The organism is Enterovibrio coralii, from assembly GCF_001559595.1.
In the GTDB taxonomy this organism is placed as follows: Bacteria; Pseudomonadota; Gammaproteobacteria; order Enterobacterales; family Vibrionaceae; genus Enterovibrio; species Enterovibrio coralii.
The window spans coordinates 429,444-450,883 of sequence record NZ_LNTY01000034.1; the positions used below are offsets into that span (position 1 = coordinate 429,444).

Annotated in this window: 11 protein-coding genes and 2 pseudogenes; 11 read left to right on the forward strand and 2 right to left on the reverse strand. The window is 50.6% G+C overall.

Annotation, left to right across the window (positions count from 1 at the left end; translation table 11 throughout):
• Nucleotides 1–284: 284 nt before the first annotated feature.
• The gene (gene malK, locus ATN88_RS13325) at nt 285–1,394 is read right to left on the reverse strand and encodes a maltose/maltodextrin ABC transporter ATP-binding protein MalK (protein WP_067416641.1); all 1,110 of its coding nucleotides are present in this window, start codon (nt 1,392–1,394) and stop codon (nt 285–287) included.
• 447 nt (nt 1,395–1,841) lie between these two features.
• Here malK and malE (ATN88_RS13335) point away from each other — a divergent pair, with 447 nt between their 5' ends.
• From malE (ATN88_RS13335) to malZ, 6 genes and pseudogenes are all read left to right on the forward strand, one after another.
• Complete coding sequence (gene malE / locus ATN88_RS13335; protein WP_067416648.1) at nt 1,842–3,023, forward strand: maltose/maltodextrin ABC transporter substrate-binding protein MalE; 1,182 nt, start codon at nt 1,842–1,844, stop codon at nt 3,021–3,023.
• Nucleotides 3,024–3,118: 95 nt separating this feature from the next.
• Nucleotides 3,119–4,693 (forward strand): maltose ABC transporter permease MalF, encoded by a 1,575-nt coding sequence (malF, locus tag ATN88_RS13340; protein WP_067416652.1) that lies wholly within the window; start codon nt 3,119–3,121, stop codon nt 4,691–4,693.
• Nucleotides 4,694–4,704: 11 nt separating this feature from the next.
• Complete coding sequence (malG, locus tag ATN88_RS13345) at nt 4,705–5,595, forward strand: maltose ABC transporter permease MalG (protein ID WP_067416656.1); 891 nt, start codon at nt 4,705–4,707, stop codon at nt 5,593–5,595.
• Nucleotides 5,596–5,649: 54 nt separating this feature from the next.
• Nucleotides 5,650–7,368 (forward strand): glycoside hydrolase family 36 protein, encoded by a 1,719-nt coding sequence (locus tag ATN88_RS13350; protein ID WP_067416659.1) that lies wholly within the window; start codon nt 5,650–5,652, stop codon nt 7,366–7,368.
• 353 nt (nt 7,369–7,721) lie between these two features.
• A complete protein-coding gene (pulA, locus tag ATN88_RS13355; protein WP_067416662.1) occupies nt 7,722–10,754 on the forward strand; it encodes a pullulanase-type alpha-1,6-glucosidase in 3,033 nt (1,010 codons plus the stop codon).
• Nucleotides 10,755–10,840: 86 nt separating this feature from the next.
• A pseudogene (gene malZ, locus ATN88_RS13360) lies at nt 10,841–12,696 on the forward strand (maltodextrin glucosidase).
• Nucleotides 12,697–12,929: 233 nt separating this feature from the next.
• On the opposite strand, the pseudogene ATN88_RS13365 reads toward malZ, so the two are convergent.
• Nucleotides 12,930–14,595 (reverse strand): annotated as a pseudogene (locus ATN88_RS13365) (glycoside hydrolase family 13 protein).
• A gap of 205 nt (nt 14,596–14,800) precedes the next feature.
• On the opposite strand from ATN88_RS13365, the gene ATN88_RS13370 reads away from it, so the two are divergent.
• The 5 genes from ATN88_RS13370 (at nt 14,801) to malE (ATN88_RS13390) (ending at nt 21,424) form a co-directional block, all read left to right on the forward strand.
• Nucleotides 14,801–15,724 carry a LysR family transcriptional regulator gene (locus ATN88_RS13370; RefSeq protein WP_157490722.1) on the forward strand — a complete coding sequence of 308 codons (924 nt, stop codon included), beginning with the start codon at nt 14,801–14,803 and terminating at the stop codon, nt 15,722–15,724.
• 294 nt (nt 15,725–16,018) lie between these two features.
• A complete protein-coding gene (locus ATN88_RS13375; RefSeq protein WP_067416668.1) occupies nt 16,019–17,395 on the forward strand; it encodes a carbohydrate porin in 1,377 nt (458 codons plus the stop codon).
• 118 nt (nt 17,396–17,513) lie between these two features.
• Nucleotides 17,514–18,392, forward strand: a complete 879-nt coding sequence (locus ATN88_RS13380) for a MalM family protein (protein WP_067416670.1) — start codon at nt 17,514–17,516, stop codon at nt 18,390–18,392.
• Nucleotides 18,389–20,176: an alpha-amylase family protein gene (locus ATN88_RS13385; protein ID WP_067417553.1), complete on the forward strand. Its 1,788-nt coding sequence runs from the start codon at nt 18,389–18,391 to the stop codon at nt 20,174–20,176. Before ATN88_RS13380 ends, ATN88_RS13385 begins: the two co-directional genes overlap by 4 nt.
• A 72-nt stretch (nt 20,177–20,248) precedes the next feature.
• A complete protein-coding gene (gene malE, locus ATN88_RS13390; RefSeq protein ID WP_067416673.1) occupies nt 20,249–21,424 on the forward strand; it encodes a maltose/maltodextrin ABC transporter substrate-binding protein MalE in 1,176 nt (391 codons plus the stop codon).
• Nucleotides 21,425–21,440 lie beyond the last annotated feature (16 nt).

The following is a 21,440-nucleotide window of genomic DNA, read 5'->3' on the forward strand; positions in this document are numbered from 1 at the left end:
TCAGCGGCCTTTTTGCGTTATTATCGCACTATTCAAAGCCTTTGCTCCGCCAAATCATTTCTTAAAATGTCATAACATCTCAAAGATTTTTCTGTATATCGGTCAAAGTGTCGAACTCAAACAAAGAGGTGGGACAAAAACACCTTTGGGTACGTTCCACTTTCGTACAAGGTAAAAGAGCGACGCATATCAGAAAAAGTGAAAGGATCTGAACGTTGAAAAGGGTGAATTAAATGACAAAGCCCGCGGGGGATACGGGCTTTGGTGAACAAGGTGGACAGAGCTTAAACGCCCGTTTCCAGATGCAGGCGCTGGCACGCTTCACCGCTGCTGTGGAATAGATGGCAGCGGTATGCAGGAATGCCCACTTTGTAAACTGTGCCTGGTTCGATATCAAGGGTGTCTGGGCGACGGTAAATGAAATCGGCGTCCATGTGCTTGAGTTTGAGATAAACCTGCGTTTCGTAACCCAGCTTTTCTACTACTTGCACATCACCTTCAATGCATACGTCTCCCTCTTCGCAATCGACCAGATGCTCAGGACGAATACCCAGCGACATTCGGGCACCTTTCTCAACAGTGCTGCCATTCACAGGTAGCCACATGGTTTGGCCGTTAGCAAGTTGGACCATCACGCGGTCATTTTCCACTGCTTCAACCTGTACGCTGACGAAGTTCATCTTCGGCGAACCGATAAATCCGGCCACGAAACGGTTTTTCGGATAGTGGTAAAGCTCTAGCGGCTTGCCAACCTGAGAAACAAAACCTTTATCTAGCACCACAATCTTTTGCGCCATGGTCATTGCTTCAACCTGATCGTGGGTGACGTATATCATGGTGCAACCTAGTTGCTTGTGAAGCTTGGCGATCTCGATACGCATCTGTACACGTAGAGCTGCATCAAGGTTGGAAAGCGGTTCATCCAGCAGGAACACTTTTGGTTGGGAAACCAGAGTACGGCCGATAGCCACGCGCTGACGTTGGCCACCAGAGAGTGCTTTTGGTTTGCGTTCCAACAGGTGACCCAATTGCAGAATATTGGCGGCATTTTCTACGCGGCGTTTCACTTCAGATTTGTCCGCTTTTGCCAGCTTGAGGCCAAAAGACATATTGTCGAACAGGTTCAAATGCGGATACAGCGCGTAAGACTGAAACACCATGCCCACACCACGCTCGGACGGCGGCACGTTATTCATATGTTCGCCACCGATATAAAGATCGCCGGAAGTGATGTCTTCCAAGCCCGCAATACAACGCAGCAGGGTAGATTTACCACAACCAGATGGGCCAACGAAGACAACAAATTCCCCTTCTTCAATATCCAGGTCAACGTTCTTGGATATCAGGTTATCGTCGTAGGCTTTACAGACGTTTCGTAGGGTTACGCTCGCCATTGCGTTATTTCCTCTAAGTAGTTTTCGTCGACTGCCGATCATTTAGACAGCCGAACTGCATTCTTTCCTGAAAAGAGCTCACTCTTTCCGCAGTGGACTTAGCGTCATTCTGTTGAATACAGGCCGCCGAAACATCCTCCTTTTATGGGGGATTAGTGGGGGATGGAGGGGGATGAGTGCATCCGTCACACTTTTGCTTTCCATTGGCTGATGTCGATTTTTATTGGCATTACCATGTGCGACGCGTCACATAGGATGCGCATTTTAAGATATGGCTCACATTGCCTGTGAGAGCTATCTCATGTTTTTGAGCTTTGACGACTGGGGGCGTAGTTCAGAGGATGATCTCATTCCCATACGACTGGGGGAAGATGACGCTGTTACATCAGGTATGAAAGGTCGGACGATTCCGGCAGCCATTAAGAACAATCAGAAAGGACGTTTAAGATGAAAAAAGTTCTCTCCCGTGTCGCACTGTGTACCCTTGCAGCGCTTGCTTCTGCCCACGCGACAGCCGCGATTGAAGAAGGTCAACTGACCGTTTGGATCAACGGCGATAAAGGCTACAACGGCCTAGCTGAGCTGGGTAAGAAATTTGAAGAAGACATGGGGGTGCCTGTCACCGTTGCGTTCCCCGATGATTTGGCAAACAAATTCGCACAGGTTGCGGCAGCAGGCGATGGCCCTGACATCATTTTCTGGGCGCATGACCGTTTTGGTGGTTACGCGCAGGCAGGTCTGCTGGCTGAAATCAAACCTTCTCCCGAACTAAAAGACAAAGTGGTCGATTTTGCTTGGGATGCGGTGCAGTACGACGGCAAAACTGTCGGCTACCCAATCGCGGTTGAAGCACTGTCACTGATCTACAACAAAGCGCTAGTTCCAAACCCACCGAAAAACTGGGAAGAGATTGCAGCGCTGGATAAAGCGCTACAAAAAGACGGCAAGCGCGCCATCATGTGGAACCTGCGCGAACCGTACTTTACTTGGCCGGTACTGGCAGCAGACGGTGGCTATGCGTTCAAATTTGATGGCGAGAAATACGACGCGAAAGATATCGGCATCAATAACGAAGGCTCACGCCGTGCAATGAACTTCGTGAAAGGTTTGGTTGACCAGGGTGTTATCTCTCCAGATATGGATTACAGCATCTCTGAAGCCGAGTTCAACAAAGGCAACGTGGCGATGACTATCAACGGTCCATGGTCTTGGAGCAACATTGACAAATCGGGTCTGGATTATGGTGTAGCTGTACTACCAAAACTCAATGGCAACCCTTCTAAACCGTTTGTAGGCATTCTTTCTGCGGGTATCAGCTCTGCTTCTCCAAACCGCGATCTGGCTGTTGAGTTTATCGAAAGCTACCTGATGACTGATGAAGGTCTGGCGATGGTGGATAACGACAAACCACTGGGTGCGGTTGCACTGAAATCGTTCCAGGGAGCACTGGAAGCAGACAGCCGTATCGCTGCGACAATGCAGAATGCGGAAAGCGGTGAAATCATGCCGAACATCGCAGCAATGCAGTCATTCTGGTATGCCGAAGGCAACGCAATCCAGAACGTGGTAGACGGACGCCAGTCTGTAGACGACGCGTTGAATGCAGCTGCCAAGCAAATGCTCAAATAACCCAATAGCAGGGAGGGCTTGCTCTCCCTGCATCCCCGTTGTTATTGCTTTTATATTTGCCTTCCAAAATTGGATTTTGAGAGTAAGGAGCTGGTATGCAGCCAGTGCATGATGCGGGCTTTTTGCAGCCGCAGACTGAAACAAAAAAAAACGCCCATCCTAATTACCTGAAGTGGACAATCCTCACCCTGATCGCTGCGGTCAACGGGTATGCCACTATCTTGATGTATGCGCAGGGTGAAACTGCCTTTGCGTTACTGACCGTTTTCCTCACAGCATTGGCTGTTTTTATCTTCGGCAGTAACAAAACTTACGCTCACCGCTACATTTACCCCGGTATTGCCGGGATGATCATTTTCATCATTTTCCCGCTGGTTTATACCGTGGGTTTGGCGTTTACCAACTATAGTGCGGCAAACCAGTTAACACTGGAGCGCGCCCAATCGGTACTCATGAGCCGCACCTACCAGTCAGGCACTGCGTATGGCTTTGATTTGTACAACACGGCAAACGGCTATCGCGTGGTGGTGAAAGACGGCGATCAATTATTGCAAACAGGCACACTGGATCTGGCTAACCTTCCATCAGAGCCGGTCACCCTAGTTGATTCAACATCATTTGACGGTAAAAAAGCCCCCATCAAAGAGATTGTGCAAAATCGGACAGCGCTTTCTAAGCTACTACTGACCCTGCCGGACGGTGAAGAAATCCGCATGAGTGGCCTGCGCAAGTTCGCCGCTGAAGGCCCGCTATATACGCTGCAAAGCGATGGCGAAACCCTTTACAACAACCGTGAGCAAACCTATTTAAAACCAAACCATGAGATTGGCTACTACCAGCAAATCGATGCGGAAGGCCAGTTCGTGGGCAAACCTGTTTCTCCTGGTTTTGTCGTCAACGTGGGCTGGGATAACTTCCACCGCGTCTTGACTGATGACGGCATCAAAGAGCCGTTTGTCGGAATTTTTATCTGGACAGTTGTCTTTGCTTTCCTGGCGGTAGCACTGACTCTGGCGGTGGGTATGGTGCTGGCGTGTATCGTTCAGTGGGAGCCATTGAAAGGTGCAGGTGTGTACCGCGTGCTGCTGATTTTACCTTACGCGGTGCCTTCATTTATCTCCATCCTGATTTTCCGTGGTTTGTTCAACCAAAGTTTTGGTGAAATCAACATGATGTTAGAAGCCATGTTCGGCATCCAGCCTAACTGGTTCTCCGATCCGTTGATGGCCAAAGTCATGATAGTGATGGTCAATACCTGGCTGGGTTTCCCGTACATGATGATTCTGTGCATGGGCTTGCTTAAATCAATCCCGGAAGATCTGTACGAAGCCTCAGCAATTGATGGTGCGGGTCCAATCCAGAACTTCTTCCACATTACGCTGCCAATGTTGGTGAAGCCGCTTACACCTCTGTTGATTGCCAGCTTCGCGTTTAACTTCAATAACTTTGTGATGATTATGCTGTTGACTAACGGCGGTCCGAACATGCTTAACACCTCAGAGCCTGCGGGTTACACAGATATTCTGGTGAGTTACACCTACCGTATTGCCTTTGAAGGCGGTGGTGGTCAGGACTTTGGCCTAGCGGGTGCCATTGCAACCCTGATCTTCCTGATGGTTAGCGGTATGGCACTGTTAAACCTGAAATTTACCAAGCTGTCCCAGGATTAAGGAGTACCGCCATGCCTATGGTTCAATCAAAATCTCTGAAATACCGTGTTTGGGCAACGCATGCCGGATTGTGCGTGTTTCTGTCCCTCATCCTGTTCCCTATGCTGATGATCATTGCTATCTCATTGCGTGAGGGCAATTTCGCTAGCGGTGAGCTTATCCCAAGCAACCCAACACTGGACCACTGGCGCTTGGCACTGGGGCTTGATGTGACCAACGCCGATGGCAGTGTTACACCGCCGCCTTTCCCTGTGCTGTTGTGGCTGTGGAACACGGTGAAAATTGCGGGTATCACGTCACTGATCATCGTTTGTATGTCCACCACCAGTGCGTACGCGTTTGCCCGCCTTCGCTTTAAAGGCAAGGGCAACATTCTGAAAGCCATGATGATTTTCCAGATGTTCCCGGCTGTATTGGGCCTGGTCGCGATTTACGCTCTGTTTGACCGTCTCGGCCAGTACATCCCCTTCCTTGGCCTCAATACCCATGGCGGGCTTATCTTCTCCTATCTTGGAGGGATTGCCCTGCACGTTTGGACTATCAAAGGGTACTTCGAAACCATTGATGGGTCATTGGAAGAAGCAGCAGCATTGGACGGTGCAACACCTTGGCAGGCATTCCGTTTGGTATTGTTGCCGCTGTCTGTACCTATCCTTGCGGTGGTCTTCATCCTGTCGTTCATCGGTGTGGTGACAGAAGTGCCTGTCGCATCACTGCTGCTGACTGACGTAAACAGCTACACACTGGCTGTCGGTATGCAGCAATACCTGTACCCGCAAAACTACCTGTGGGGTGACTTTGCCGCTGCAGCTGTATTGTCAGCAATGCCTATCACTATCGTCTTTTTGCTGGCTCAGAAATTCCTGGTTGGCGGCCTAACATCAGGTGGCGTGAAAGGTTAAGTTGATATTTAAATGCCCAGCGAAAAGTTGGGCATTTTTTCTTGAGTAAATGCGATGAAAAATAACACCCTACATTCGTATCATTTGCTGTCGGATGCATTAATAGAATCATGTAACAATAATCAAATTTCATTTAAATCGAATATAGATAAAGAATTATCCATTCCTGATTATTTTAAAATGGTCAGGTTTGAAAAGAAATTTGATGAAGGTTGTCGTGTTATTGGTGATGGTTTTCAAATGCTGTGTCAAACAACGGGCTCTATAAATAAAAGTGAACCTGTTGGCCGCTGTCCGGATAATAATGAGAGTTATCGGATATATGGCAAAGAAGATAATCAGCGATATTATAATTATTTGGTTATTGAAGAAAACGATGGCTACACCCTGTTCGGTTTTACCTCCTGTCGCCGATTTGCTGGTTTCTTTGAGTTTTCAGACGGGCAGGTAACTGCGATTCTTGACGGTGAAAATATCACCCTCGAACCTGGCGAAAACATGCTTGAATCCGTTGCGGTTTTCGAAGGTGAAACGCTCGCAGAGGTCCATGAGCAATTCGCTGCGGCCATTGCTATCAATCATCCGCCGAGGGCCCATGTGAGTGATGCAGCACCGATTGGCTGGTGCTCTTGGTATGCCTACTACGCCAGTGTCTCCGCCGATGATATCAGCACCAACCTCGACCAAATGACCAGTGATCTCAAGGATATTGAATGGGTATTGCTGGATGATGGCTACCAAGCCTTTATGGGCGACTGGCTGACACCTTCAGAGCGTTTCACCGGTGGTGTAAAAGCCGTGATTGAAGGTATCAAAGCGCGGGGTAAAAGGCCTGCTATCTGGATGGCCCCTTTTATTGCTGAGCCAGGGTCTGCTTTGTTCCGTGAACATCCGGAATGGTTCGTGCGCTCCGAAACTGGCGAAACACTGAAAGCGGAAGACATTACCTATGGCGGCTGGCGCTGTCTGCCATGGTTGATGCTGGATACTAGCCAGAAAGCCGTTTGCGACTACCTGACCCAAACGGTAAAAACCATGCGTGATGAGTGGGGTGTAGAGCTGTTCAAGCTGGATGCCAACTATTGGGGGGCACTAAAAGGCAAACGTGCCAACCCACAGGTGACAGGCGTAGAAGCCTATCGACTGGGTATGGAAGCGATTGCAAAAGGAGCGGGTGATGCCTGGCTGCTGGGGTGTAACGCGCCGATGTGGCCATCCCTAGGCATGGTAGATGCGATGCGCGTCTCCGACGATGTTGAGCGTGTGCCGCACCGTTTCAGTCAAATTGCCCGCGAGAGTTTTTTCCGCAGTTGGCAGCACCAGCGCCTTTGGCATATCGACCCGGATTGTGTCACTCTGACCGACATTCCTGGGCAGGAAACTGACGACGCTGCGTACCGATACCATCGTGATGCAGTCGCTGCTGTCGGTGGCTTGCTACTTTCTGGCGATCCACTGGCAGAGTTGGATAGCTTCGCCAGAGCTTCTTTCACCCGGCTTATCCAGCGCAGTCAGCTTACCTCTTTACCTGTGCAGTTTACAGACTTGTCGCTCAACTACGGCAAACTGGTGCTTGAAAGTGGCGATACGCTGCATGCTGTCATTACTTATCTCAAGGAAAGCTGGGAGCCGGTGAGCGTCACTTTGCAAAGTGATATCGCCGCAGACTGGTTTGATTACTGGAGCGGCGAGAAATTAAATCTGGAACCGCAAAACTTCTGGGTAATTAATTTGTCTTCAGAGAACCGAAGTCAATTAGTTATTAGTAAGTAAAACCCATAACTAAAAGCCATCGATTTAATAGGGTGGTTTTTTTGTTTTACTTAATCATTGTGTTTCATTTTCAATATTTGGCATGCCATCACACTCTGCGCAAAGCGAATAAATAAATCGTATGTAAGAATTCTATCGACAATAAATAACTTCGACCCTCTGCGTATTGTTTTAAGGATGTGCAATGCCCAAATTTAGAATTTCAAAACTGGCAGCAGCAATGACAATTATTTCAACCGTATCCCTCTCTGGTTGTGGCGCGTTTTCCGAAAGCGAAAAATCACCCAACACAGGCTTACCTGCACCGAGTCACCTACGTGTGTATTTAAATATGCTGAAAGGTGATTATCAGCATGACACTTCACGTCTGGAATACCGACAAGTGTTCGGCCTACAAAGGGGCAGACACAGATTGGAACCGTGGCCTGCAATTCGACGGTGTGGATGACGCATATGGCGCGTATTGGGATCTGCCTATTCATGATTCAGCCCAAGGTTGCATCAACTTCATTCCGCACCGGGGCGATGAAAAACCGTTGCCACAGGATGCAAAGGCTTATATCGAAGAAGCCGCGAAAACTGGTTTTCGCGTATTTACCTTCAAAGGCGATGGCAATGTTTACTACGAACCGCTGGAACTGCCGCCGCTGAACTTGGCGGGTGCAACGGCGCACTGGGTGGACGTGCAAACATTGCTGACACCTGCCGATGTAACCCATGTTGAACTGTATCAGTCGTTCACAGGCAAGGTGAATATCTCCGGGGATGAGATTTCAGGCTTTGATAAAAAGCTCGATGCAACGGCCAACGCAGAAAGCCGCTGGCAATCAAGATTCCCTCACCTTGGAGGCATGGCAAGCTGGCACCTGCCGCTGACCAATGACGATGCAAAATCCTTGCTCAAAGGACAGTTGGTTGCCGTAGCGAAAAACGCTGAAGGCAGGATTGTGTCAGCCACTCAGGTACAATTTGCCGGCGTGCTGGATACCCTGTACGTCGAAAACGGTACGGCGAATGACGACAGCTTGATGTACGGCGCAACCGTCACCACTGGCAAAACGGCCTTCAGGTTATGGGCACCCACAGCGCAGTCAGTCAGCCTTGTCCGTTACAACAACCACAAGACCAAAACTGACACTATCCCAATGCAGTTTGATGCCCAGTCCGGCAGCTGGTTTGTCGAAACAGACAAACTGGGTCATGGCGATTTCTACCGCTACAACATGACGGCGTACCATCCGGCGGTCAACGAAGTACGCAACTATGAAGTGACAGACCCTTATTCACTCAGTCTCTCGACAAACTCGACATTCAGTCAGGTGGTTGATCTAAACCATCCTGATCTTAAACCGACTGGCTGGGATGCGCTGCAAAGCCCGCATAGCCAGCAAAACCCTGCCAAGATGGTGATTTATGAGTCACACATCCGCGATCTTTCTGCGCTGGACGCTTCTGTTTCTGATGCGCATCGGGGCAAATTCAAGGCACTGACCGAAACCGCGTCTACACCGGTAAAACACCTGACATCACTGGCACAGAGTGGCGTAACACACCTGCACTTGTTGCCCGTGTTTGACATCGTTTCAGTGAACGAAGACCCGGCGAAAGTGATCGATATTCACCAACCATTCTGCCGCCTATGCGACATCAATCCGACTGTGAAAAACAGCGAATTCGCATCCTATTGCAACAGCGGAAAAACCGTCGCGGAAGTGTTTGAAATCCTTAAGGTAGGTGATGGTCCGGATTCGCCGCTGGTGCAGAAACTTAACCGACTGGTTGCAGGTCACGACAGCTTCAATTGGGGTTACGACCCTTATCACTACACGGCACCGGAAGGTTCGTACTCAACCCAGCCTGATGGCATGACGCGTATCCGAGAGTTCCGTGAAATGGTCATGAGCATCAAACAGAATATCGGCATGAACGTCATCATGGACGTGGTTTACAACCATACCAATGCGGTTGGCCCAGATGCGGAACACTCGGTGCTGGATAAGGTGGTGCCTTGGTACTACCAACGCCTGAACACCGAGTCAGGCGCTGTGGAAACGTCAACCTGTTGTTCAAACACAGCACCGGAAAACGCCATGATGGGACGACTGATCCGTGATTCGCTGGTGGTGTGGTCGAAAGACTACAGAGTGGATGCGTTCCGTTTTGATTTGATGGGTCACCACCCGAAAGCGCAGATCTTGGAAGCGCGTGAAGCGGTGCGTCAGGTGAATCCGGATACCTATTTCTACGGTGAAGGCTGGAACTTCGGTGAAGTTGCTAACAACACCCGTTTCGAACAGGCGATTCAGGGCAACATGGCAGGAACCGGTGTAGGGACCTTCTCCGATCGTTTGCGTGATGCGGTGCGCGGCGGTGGTCCGTTTGACGGCGGTGACGCGCTACGAGCCAATCAGGGCTTTGGTAACGGCGCCTTTGTGATGCCAAACGAAATGAATGGCGTCAGCCGTGAAACCGCGCTGCACAGTACCGATCTGGTTCGCCTTGGTATGGCTGGCAACCTGAAAAGCTATGAATTGACCACCCACACCGGTGAGCGGAAACGCGGTGAGCAAATCGACTACAACGGCCAGCCAGCGGGTTATGCTGAGCAGCCGACCGAAGTGCAGAACTATGTTTCCAAGCACGATAACCAGACGCTGTGGGACAACAACCAGTACAAGATCCCATACGACGCACCACTCGATATCCGCGTGCGCATGCAGACGGTGTCACTGGCTACCGCGATGTTGGGGCAGGGCGTGCCGTTCACCCATCAGGGTGTTGAATTGCTGCGTTCCAAATCCATGCAACGAGATTCGTACGACTCTGGTGACTGGTACAACCTAGTGGACTACAGCCTGCAAGACAACAACTGGAACAAAGGCCTGCCACGCGAAGACAAAGACGGCCCGAACTACGGCATGATCAATACAGTGATTGAAGGCCATGGCGACAACGCCAAGCCGGGTCACACAGAGATGCAGACCATGGTCAGTTATTACAAAGAGCTGGCAAGTCTTCGCGCCCATTACCCGCTTATTACTCTGGGCAGTGCAGACGACGTGCTACGTCGTGTCGGCTTCCTCAATACTGGGCCTTCGCAAACGGCCGGACTGGTAGTGATGACGATTGATAACGGCATCAACGCGGGTGACGACCTCGACAGCAATGTAGACGGTCTGGTGGTGGTGATTAACGCCTCGCCGGAACATCATCGGATGGAGATTGGGCAATCCGGTCTTACACTCAGCGCGAAGCACACCAGTGACCTGAAAGGGGATGCGCGTGTGGATGGTACCGCGATTGTGGTTCCTGCTTGGACGCCAGCCGTGTTCGAGCTAACCCGCAATGGCAGCCGTGGCGCGGGTATTCCACCTGTGGCGAACTGAGAGTGAAACGCTGGACTAATTGAATGTCAGCACAGCCTTGAACTGGGGCTGTGCTTTTTCTTTTTTGATATTGAGGTGAATGGACGATGAGCACACCTTTTCTTTATCACGGACAGGATTGTCACTGGGTGATCCCGTCACAGGATCTCCTGACCGTTCGTGTCGTAACAGAAGCCGATTTTGAACCGACCGCATTTTATGTGCGATGCGAGCCGGACAACGAGCAAAAACTGATTGCCATGAACGTGGTAAACACCAGCAGTGCCAACGCTTCTCGACTGAAAACCTGGCAGGCTGAGCTGCCACTTAACCGCGATAAACCCACTACTGTGTATTGCTTCAAAGCCGTACAGGGAAGCCACCAATGGTGGCTGCACGGAGAAGGGGTTTCGACCCGTGTGCCGGGACTGGAAAAGCAGTTCCGTTATAACGCCGAGCACCAGCCACCGGATTGGGTTAAACACCAAATCTTCTACCAGATATTTCCTGATCGTTTTGCTAACGGAAACCCGTCAATCAGCGTGAAAGACGGTGAATATTGTTTGCAGGGCAGCGAAAAACCGACGTTGGTGAAGGCGTGGGGTGAGCCCGTGTATGAACATGGCACCAACGGTGCGTGCGAATTCTATGGTGGGGATTTGCAAGGGATCCGCGACAAACTGGATTACCTGCAGACATTGGGTGTCACTACCCTGTATCTGAATCCGATTTTCACTGCACCTAGCAATCATAAATACGACACGTCAGATTACATCAATATCGACCCGCACCTAGGCACCAATGAAGAATTCGCGGAATTGGTGGCCGATCTTCACCAGCGCGGAATGAAAATCGTGTTGGATGCGGTATTCAACCACACCTCTTTAAACCACCCATGGTTTGATGGTTTTGAGCGCGGTGAAGATGGCCTCGGGGCGTGGAAAAATCCCGCATCGCCTTACCGCGAGTATTATCAGTTTGACGGCGATTCCGACGAATACGTGGGCTGGAACGGTGTTAAAAGCTTGCCTAAGCTGAATTATCTCAATCAGGCGGTGCGGGACTATTTCTACCAAGGTGAAAATGCAGTGATCAAGCACTGGCTACGACCACCCTACGCGATTGATGGCTGGCGCTTTGATGTCATCCACATGCTGGGTGAAGGGGAAGGGGCGACCAACAACGCACACTATGTAAAAGCATTCCGTGAGTCGGCCAAGTCTGTTAATCAGGATTGCTATGTGCTGGGCGAGCACTTTTTTGAAGCTACCCAATGGTTGCAGGGCGATCAGGAAGATGGTGCGATGAACTACTATGGCTTTGCGCATCCGGTTCGTGCCTTCTTTACTGGACTGGATATCTCGTTCCACCCTTGTCACCTAGACGCTGAAACGTTCGCGGCATGCTGAGGGAAGCCATGGCCAAAGTTCCGTGGCAGAACCAACTGACCCAACTTAACCAGCTAGACAGCCACGACACCATGCGATTCCTGACTATGGCGAACGGCGATGAAACCATATTAAAGAGTGCGCTGATGTTCCTGTTCTGTTGGGTAGGTGTCCCTTGCATTTACTACGGCACGGAAGTTGCGATGGAAGGAGGGCATGACCCGGATAACCGCCGCACGTTCCCGTGGGAACAATTGGATAACCGCGCGGATATGGTCGCTTTCATCAATACCCTGACCACTCTACGCCTTGAATCCAACGCTCTGCAAAGTGGCAGCCTGCAATGGCTTTACACCAAAGGCGATGTGCTTGCATTTGCCCGGGTTTTGGGAGATGAGGTCGTGATGTGCGCAGTAAACCGTAGTGCAGAACCCGCCACTATTTCCCTGCCACTTTGGCAAACGGGCACCGCACAAACCTGTTTCCGTTCGCTGTTTGATGGACAGAGCGTGAACGTTAATGAGGGGGAGGTGACGATGACGATTCAAGGGAAGTCAGCGCAGATTTTGTGGTAGCGGATTACTGAGAAATAGATGCCATAACCCAAAGGTCAATCAGATTACATGATTGGCCTTATTTTCATGTACTCGGTACTTTTCGTGGTTTCAGCGACCCGATTTATCTAAGGATAACTGAACGGTTAATTAACTCGGATTGAATGGCTGCTATCTGAGCGTGATAAGAAAAAAGCCCCAAGTGTCATCACTCGGGGCTTTGCGTTTTTAGTACAGAACTTGTCTATCTGATCTTAATTCACCAACATCGCGAACGACTCATAGGGAGAAAGCGTCAGCGTTTGTTCCAGTGCTGAACGGACAACACCATTGTGAACCAAGCATTCCCCTTCGATTTGCCATTCGTCTGGCACATCCACCGTGATGGTTTCATCGGAGAAGTTGTTGATGGCGACAATCTTCACACCATCCAACTCGCGAACATAACCAAACAGGCTTGGGTGATCGGCGAACAGTGGGGTGAATGAGCCGTAAACAATCACAGGGTACTGTTGGCGAAGTTCGACGAGGTGTTTGTAGTGCCAGAACACGGAGTCTGTGTCAGCCAACGCTGCATCGACGTTAATTTCTGTGTGGTTTGGGTTAGCCTGAATCCACGGAGTGCCTTCGGTAAATCCGCCGTGGGCTGAAGCGTTCCACTGCATAGGCGTACGGGCATTGTCGCGACTGTTTTCATGGATCGCAGCCATCATATCTTCTGGCGATACGCCGTTTTCAGTGCGTTCGCGGTAGAAATTCAGGGTTTCAATGTCGCGGTATTCTTCGATGGTGTCGAATGCCACATTGGTCATGCCAATCTCTTCACCCTGATAGATATACGGCGTGCCTTTCAATAGGTGCATGGTGGTTGCTAGCATCTTGGCGGATTTCGCGCGGTTCTCGCCGTTACAACCGTATTTGGAGACGACGCGTGGTAAATCATGATTGTTCCAGAACAAAGAGTTCCAGCCATTGTCAGCCAGTTCCGTTTGCCATTTGGTCAGTACCGCTTTAAAGGCTGGCAGTTCCAAAGGGACGGGCGTCCATTTGTCGCCATTGCCCCATGTCAGAGTGATGTGCTCAAACTGGAAAACCATGGAAAGCTCTTCACGGGCTGGGTCGCTGTAAAGCTTGGCTATTTCCGGTGTTGCCCCCCAGGTTTCGCCCACGGTCAGCAGATCTTTGTTGCCAAAAGTCGCACGGTTCATTTGCTGTAGCAGCGGGTGCAGACGCGGGCCGTTACCGGTGATGCCTTTGTCGATTTCTTTACCGATAAGGTCAATCACATCCATGCGGAAACCACCGATGCCGCGGTCAATCCACCCGTTCATCATTTGGTGAACCTTTTCCTGCACTTTCGGGTTTTCCCAATTCAAATCCGGCTGTTTCTTTGAAAACAGGTGGAAGTAGTATTCGCCGGAAGCTTCATCAAACTGCCAACCGAACCACCGAACAAAGATCCCTGATCGTCCGGTGCCGAGCCGTCTTCTTTTGCTTACGCCAGATATAGTAATCTCGGTACGGGTTGTCTTTGCCTTTTTTGGCTTCCTCAAACCAACGGTGTTCGTCCGAGGTGTGGTTGACCACCAAATCCATGATGATGCGGATCTCGCGTTCACGGGCTTGGGTTATCAGTTCCTCCATGTCAGCCATGGTGCCAAATTCTGGCGCGATGTCCTGATAGTCGGAGATGTCATAGCCGTTGTCGTCCATCGGTGACTTATACACCGGAGACAGCCAGATCACATTAACACCAAGGGTTTTCAGGTAATCGAGTTTACTGATAATGCCCTGAATATCACCGACACCATCGCCATTGCTGTCGCAAAAACTGCGCGGGTAGATTTGATAAACCACAGCATTATGCCACCAAGGGTTGCTTACGGGGAAAACGGCGTTGGACGGGGAAGTTGCGTGCATGGGGTCACCTATGAAAAGTCTGAATGCTTGCCGCAATATTAGGAAGAAATCGGAGTGACCGGAAATATAAGAACGGGCATGTGATATAGAAAATATTTATATCATTGGGTATAAAGGCCTCTCTCGTCACGAATTCGCAGAGTCTGCTGAAATTAGCGTCTTTCCAGACTGTGAGTTGCGTCAAATGCCATTGTTGGAGCACACCGTGGATAAAAGCTATCGCCAGTTTCTGGCTGTCGCCGAGTCAGGCAGCATCAGCGCTGCTGCCGCTGAAATGAACCTCAGCCAGCCCACACTGACTGCCACTATTCGAAAGCTGGAAAGCCAGTTCGGTGTGCCACTGTTTGTGCGCAAATCTAAAGGGGTGGAACTCACGGAGTTTGGTGAGTTGCTGCGTGAACAGGCGCAGGAAATGGCGCGTCGGCACCAGCGTATGGTGGATAAAATGGCTGACTTGAAAGCGAGGCGAACCCAGAAAATCAAAATGGGGACGGGCGATGCGTGGTGGGAGTTGTTTATCAAGGATGTGGTAGAGGAATATACCCACAGTAATCCAGCGATTTCCGTCGACTTGGAATTCGGCAACCACCTCAAGCTCATGGATTTACTGCAACAAGGCCATATTGACCTTTTTATGGGACATGAAATTGTCGGGCTTTCGAGCCGCTGCGCGGTTTCCTTTCTGCCGGTATTCCAGGATGAAGAAGCCCTGTATGTGCGGGAAAACCACCCCTTGCTGATGAGCGCCAATCCGTTAGCGGAAGTGGGCTTGTATCCACTGCTTCGCGTGACACCGGATACCGAGTCTTACCGTCATCTTTTGGATGATATAGGTCCCAAGCAACGGGAAGCGCAAAGCAAAGGGCTGGGGGAGCGAATTGTCTATAACGTTGGGTCGCTTTCCGCCAGCATGGATATTTTACGCACCTTGCCAGCGGTGATGCCGTACCCCGCAAAAATGGCGGATTTCTTTGCCGAGCGTGGAATTGTCACCTTGCCGCGTGGGGACGCAAAGTATGGCTCGGGCCAGCGCGGAACAGTCGGGATTTATTATCATCATCACGAACAGGGTGATCACCTTCACGCCTTACTCAAGCTCATTAGCGTGCGGGCAACGGCACTGAATTAATTTTAACAAAAAATTAAGCACGGTTTTTTACATCATCGCCGTGCTTGTAGCACTGGCCCCACCTTCTGCCATCAGTTTTTCTTATAGCCTTGTCACGATTTTTTCGGCAATTACGCCCTCATTGTGTGATTGCCGATACACACTCATCAACTCCTCCTTCCGGCTACGCCTCCCAACTACGCCCAACTATACCCAGAGGGTGGAGGATGTTGCGTAATCGCGTTCGCATAAACATGTGTCCCGAGACCAATTGGTTATTTAAAAAAACAAATAACATTGAAAAGGGACATAAAAATGAAACGCTTACCAGTTGCTGCAGCGGTACTGGCTGCAATTACCTCTTATTCTGCGTTTGCTACCGACAGTGGCGTAAAAGCGACTGACATCTTGACTGACGGCTGGGAAGTTCACGGCTACGGCTCAATGAACTACCGCATTAACGACGGCCAGTCTTTCGACAACGAATTCGGTAAGCCGGATTACAAAACGGCTGGCACCATGGGCAAGAGCAGCTCCCAGATCGAGTTTGTGATCAAAAAGCACACTGAATACGGCAATGGCGTGACCAGTGACTTTATCGTCCGCTCTGAGTACGGCAACGGCGATTCTTACTACTACACCTCTTCGGGCAACCAAAAAGCCAACAACACCGCTCAGTTTGAAATCAAAGAAGCGTACGTGGTGCTGGGTAACCTGCCTTACCTGCCAACAGACAGCGAGATTTGGGCGGGTCGTCGTTTCCTGAACCGTGCGGCGGGTGGCCTGTCTGGTGAGTTCTGGAAACAGTCTTCCGGTCAGGGCGCAGGTTTTGAAACCAAGTTCAATGACGGTCAGCGCGGCGGTATCGCGGTAGTGTCTGCAGACCCAGAAGCGGGCCAGGTAAATGACTTTATCTGTGCAGACGGCACGGAAATTGGTGGCGAGCCTTGTGGCGACATCATTGCAGACAACCCGCCGGCAGATGGCGACCGCACCACAGTTAGCTCACTGGATCTCTACTACTACGGCGTTCAGGCTTTGGGCGGCAGCTTCGATTTCGATCTGAAAACGATGTATCGCGCGAACCAGGATCCAAAAGTGGATTCTGATCCGGCAGAAAACGGCGTTGGTTTCTCTATCACTTACAACCGCGACTTCTACGGTTTCGATGGCTGGTCACAAACGGCGATTGCTTACGGTAAAGGTCTGGCGGCAAACCGTGGCGTGAACTTTGGTGGCTGGAGCACGCTGATCGAGTCAGATGAGTCCCTGTTCTTCACCACTTACGGTGTGGCGAACATCGGTAGTAAATGGCAACTGGGTACAGAAGCGACGTGGTTTCAGGCGCTGGATACCCTATTCGGTGCAGAAGACCTGAAGCGCGGTATCGTAGCAATGCGCCCTAGCTACAAAGTGAACGACAACTTCCGCATGGAGTTCACCGGTTCTTACGGCTATGAAACCGGTAAAGAAGGCTACTGGGGCCGCACGGGTGATGCTGTTGAAACCCACACCCTTAACGGTGAAGTCGCAGCAGTGTTTACCGTGAACGCTGACTACTTTGGCCGTCCACAAATCAAACCTTACATCAGCTACATCCAGACTGATGACGAAGCAAGTGCGAAACACGTTGGTATTCAAGATGGCGACAACGAAACCATCTTCGGTATCCACGCTGAAATTTGGTTCTAAGCGCGCACTTAAGGCAGCCTGCGGGCTGCCTGTTCGAGTTTGTAGCCCTGCATTTTCCAAGAAAGTGCAGGGCTATCGTCTCGGACATCACTCCAATCCGGAGACGAAGGAGAACATTATGAAAACACGCCATGCACTTCTTGCAGCATTAATGGCAGCCGCGGTATCAGGCTGCGCCACTGCCGATTTCCCAGCAGAGAAAAACATCACCATTGAGCAAAACGTTTGCTGCTCTGATTTCAGCCAATTTGCTTGGATTCCGTTAACTGGCGACCAGCTGGATATTGCGATTGATACCCATTCACCGGTAGCCGAAATCGAAGGTGGAAAAAGCCACTTTGCCGCGTTCGCAATCCCAGAAAACATCAACCGCCTGCAAGTTACCCTGAATAGCTGGATGAGTTCGGAAGGAGTATTTGCGCCGAAAATCCTGTTGCTAGACCCAGCATTCAAGACGGTGAAAACCTATTCGTTGGATACATTCAGCCAGAAAAATTCAGACATGTTCCATCTGGCGAGCTACCAGACCCAGTTCGTGATGGACAGGGAGCAAACGCCTTATCTGGTGGTGTACTCACCGGAAACGTATCGCCGAGGCGAAATCACCATTCCCCATCCTGAGCGTATCCGTGCAGAAGAGTTGGGTATGGCGCGCCCTATGGTGACCGACCCTGTTATCCAGCACAGCAACGTCGGTTCGCTGGAACTGGTGCTAAAACCCCTGAGCCTTCGCGCATACCGTGCCGATGAAGTGAAAGCAAAACCTGCGGCAGAAAAAGCGCCGCAAAAAATGGCGCCAAAGACATCGACAGAAAGCATGATGGCGGAAAGCGAAGCTTTTTATAACCAGAAGATTACCCAAGCGGTTGAATCCGGTGATATCGCAGTGGCACTGAAATGGCTAGATGAAGCCAAACGCGCAGGCTCGAAAAGCGCGGAAGCAACCTTTATCAACCTTGTCAGCCTTAAGCTTTACGAGTGCAAAACAACATCATGAAAAACAATAATAAAAAAGTCATTTATCAAGTGTTCACCCGTCTGTTTGGCAATATAAATACCACCAACAAACCGTGGGGAAGCATCGAAGAAAACGGCGTCGGTAAGTTCGATGACTTTACTGACAAAGCGCTGTCTGAAATCAAAGCCCTTGGCGTGACTCACATTTGGTATACCGGTGTGCCTCATCATGCGTTGGTGGGTGATTATGCCGATTTTGGTCTCAGTCATGACCATCCTGCGGTGGTGAAAGGCCGTGCGGGATCGCCGTATGCGGTGAAAGACTATTTCAACGTCAATCCTGATCTGGCGATCGACCCAGCCAACCGCCTGAATGAGTTCAAAGCACTGGTAGACAGAAGCCACAAGGCAGGGCTGAAAGTGATCATCGACATCGTGCCGAACCATGTTGCCCGCTGCTATCAGGGATTGAACAACCCTGACGGTGTAGAAGATTTTGGTGCGATGGATGATACCTCTGTGGCCTATCACCGCGACAACAATTTTTACTATCTGCCAGATGAAGCGCTGGCGTTGCCAGACTTCGCAGAGACTTTCGAGCCATTGGGCGGCGCAGAGCACCCAATGCTCAGCCAGCCTTACCAAGAGTTTCCGGCCAAGTGGACGGGCAACGGCGCACAGAAAGCCAAGCCGGACTTTGATGACTGGTATGAAACCGTGAAGGTTAATTACGGTGTAAGACCTGACGGCAGCAAAGATTTTGATATCTTGCCGGAAGATTACATGCAGTTGGATCATGAACAGCACTACCGGTTTTGGCAGGGGAAATCCGTACCGGATTCGTGGAAGAAATTCCGCCAGATTGCCGAATACTGGCTGATGCTGGGTGTCGATGGTTTCCGTTATGACATGGCGGAAATGGTGCCCGTGGAGTTTTGGAGCTACTTGAACTCAGCCATTAAATACATCGACCCAGATGCTTTCCTGCTTGCCGAGGTCTATCAGCCAGGCTTGTACCGTCAATATGTCCATTTGGGAAAAATGGATGCGCTCTATGACAAAGTCGACTTCTACGACGCACTGAAACTTGTGATGCAGGGCAAAGCATCGACGGATGATCTTGTCGCTATCCGTCGCAAACTGGCAGACATTGAACCGAATATGCTGCAGTTTTTGGAGAACCATGACGAACAGCGGCTAGCAAGCCCACAGTTTGCTGGAAACGCCGAGCTGGGCAAACCTGCCATGTTGCTTTCTGCCTGCATCGGCACTGCGCCAGCCATGGTCTATTTTGGCCAGGAAGTGGGAGAAGCTGCAGACGGTGATATGGGATTTGGCCGCCAGTCTCGCACCTCGATTTTCGACTACTGCGGTGTCCCAGCCCACCAACGCTGGATGAATAACGGTGCTTTTGATGGTGGGCAATTGAGCGACCAGGAGCGTGAACTGCGTGATTTCTACCAGCGCCTATTAACGTTCACCGTGAGCGCTCCGGCGCTCGATGGTGATTGTTTCGACCTGCATGATGAAAACCGCACCGCTGCCAATGGTTATGACGGCACTATGTTGGCTTTCACTCGCACAAGCAAAGACACCGCGCAGAAACTGATCTTGTTCAGCCATTTTGGTGACCGTGACAAGGGTGAGCTGTTGCTGAAAGTATCAGCAAGCGTCATCGAAAAATGGCACCTCACTGATGGTGTTTACCCACTCAAAGAATGCCTCTATGGTCAGCAACCTTCCGTGCTGCATGTTGAGAACGGTGAAGGCTGGCTGTCACTTGCCGCCAAGCCGCTATCGGCGCTGGTGTTTGAAGTGTCCTGATCAAATTACTACGCACTAGTCAGGATCCCGGTTGGTGCGTTTTCAGCTTTCATGAAAATAAGGACGATAACGATGAAACCTGCACGTACCCTGCTTTCCCTTTTAACCGCTGCTGCGCTATTTCCACTTTCAGCGACCGCACTGGAAGAAGGGGAGATCCTGATCTGGATTAACGGTGACAAAAGCTATGAAGGTCTGGCTGAAATCGGCCGCCAGTTCACAGCAGATACCGGCGTGACTATCAATGTTCAGTATCCAGAATCCCTTGAAGCCAAGTTCCAGCAAGTCGCTGCTACAGGCGGTGGCCCGGACATTATATTCTGGGCGCATGACCGTTTTGGTGGCTATGCAGCGGCCGGACTGTTGGCGGAAGTCAACCCAAGTCAGGCATTCAAAAACAAGCTGGTGGATTTCAGTTGGGATGCGGTGACCTGGGATGGAAAACTGGTGGGCTACCCCATTGCTCTTGAAACGCCATCACTGATTTACAATAAGGATCTGTTGCCCGAACCGCCGAAAGCCTGGGAAGACCTGATTGAGATAGACAAAGCCATGAAGGCGAAAGGCAAGCAAACCATCATGTGGGATGTAAAAAATGCCTATTTCACCTGGCCTATCATTTCTGCCAATGGCGGTTATGCCTTTAAGAAAACCGAACATGGTTTTGACGGCAAGCAGGTGGGTGTGAACAGCCAGTCAGGCCAGAATGGCTTGCAGTTCCTCGTCGATTTGACCAAAGCCAACGTGATTTCACCGGACATGGATTACGCCGTGTCTGAAGCCGAGTTCAACAAAGGCAATGTTGCCATGACGATCAATGGCCCTTGGTCTTGGTCAAACATGGATAAAACCGGCGTGAATTATGGCGTGGCCGTGTTGCCAACGTTGGATGGAGGCGCGTCCAACCCATTTGTTGGCGTGTTGAGTGCGGGGATTAACTCTTCTAGCCCAAACAAAGATCTGGCTGTCGAGTTTCTTGAAAACTATGTCATCACGGATGCGGGTCTTAAAATCATGAACGATGACAAGCCGCTAGGCGCAGTCACCCTCAATACTTTCCAGAAAGTGCTGGAAGCCGACAACCGTATCTCAGCGACCATGGTGAACGCCGAACATGGCGAGATCATGCCAAATATTCCTCAAATGACGGCTTTCTGGTTTGCGCAAGGTGCAGCGATTGAAAACGCCTTGCTGGAGCGTCAGAGCGTTCAAGAGGCACTGGATTCTGCTGCTGCACAAATTAAATAACGCTTCTCAAACCCCC

Coding starts and splice junctions, on each gene's coding strand:
- malK (WP_067416641.1), bottom strand. CDS start 1,394: ATGGCGAGCGTAACCCTACGAAACGTCTGTAAAGCCTACGACGATAAC.
- malE (WP_067416648.1), top strand. CDS start 1,842: ATGAAAAAAGTTCTCTCCCGTGTCGCACTGTGTACCCTTGCAGCGCTT.
- malF (WP_067416652.1), top strand. CDS start 3,119: ATGCAGCCAGTGCATGATGCGGGCTTTTTGCAGCCGCAGACTGAAACA.
- malG (WP_067416656.1), top strand. CDS start 4,705: ATGCCTATGGTTCAATCAAAATCTCTGAAATACCGTGTTTGGGCAACG.
- ATN88_RS13350 (WP_067416659.1), top strand. CDS start 5,650: ATGAAAAATAACACCCTACATTCGTATCATTTGCTGTCGGATGCATTA.
- pulA (WP_067416662.1), top strand. CDS start 7,722: ATGACACTTCACGTCTGGAATACCGACAAGTGTTCGGCCTACAAAGGG.
- ATN88_RS13375 (WP_067416668.1), top strand. CDS start 16,019: ATGAAACGCTTACCAGTTGCTGCAGCGGTACTGGCTGCAATTACCTCT.
- ATN88_RS13380 (WP_067416670.1), top strand. CDS start 17,514: ATGAAAACACGCCATGCACTTCTTGCAGCATTAATGGCAGCCGCGGTA.
- ATN88_RS13385 (WP_067417553.1), top strand. CDS start 18,389: ATGAAAAACAATAATAAAAAAGTCATTTATCAAGTGTTCACCCGTCTG.
- malE (WP_067416673.1), top strand. CDS start 20,249: ATGAAACCTGCACGTACCCTGCTTTCCCTTTTAACCGCTGCTGCGCTA.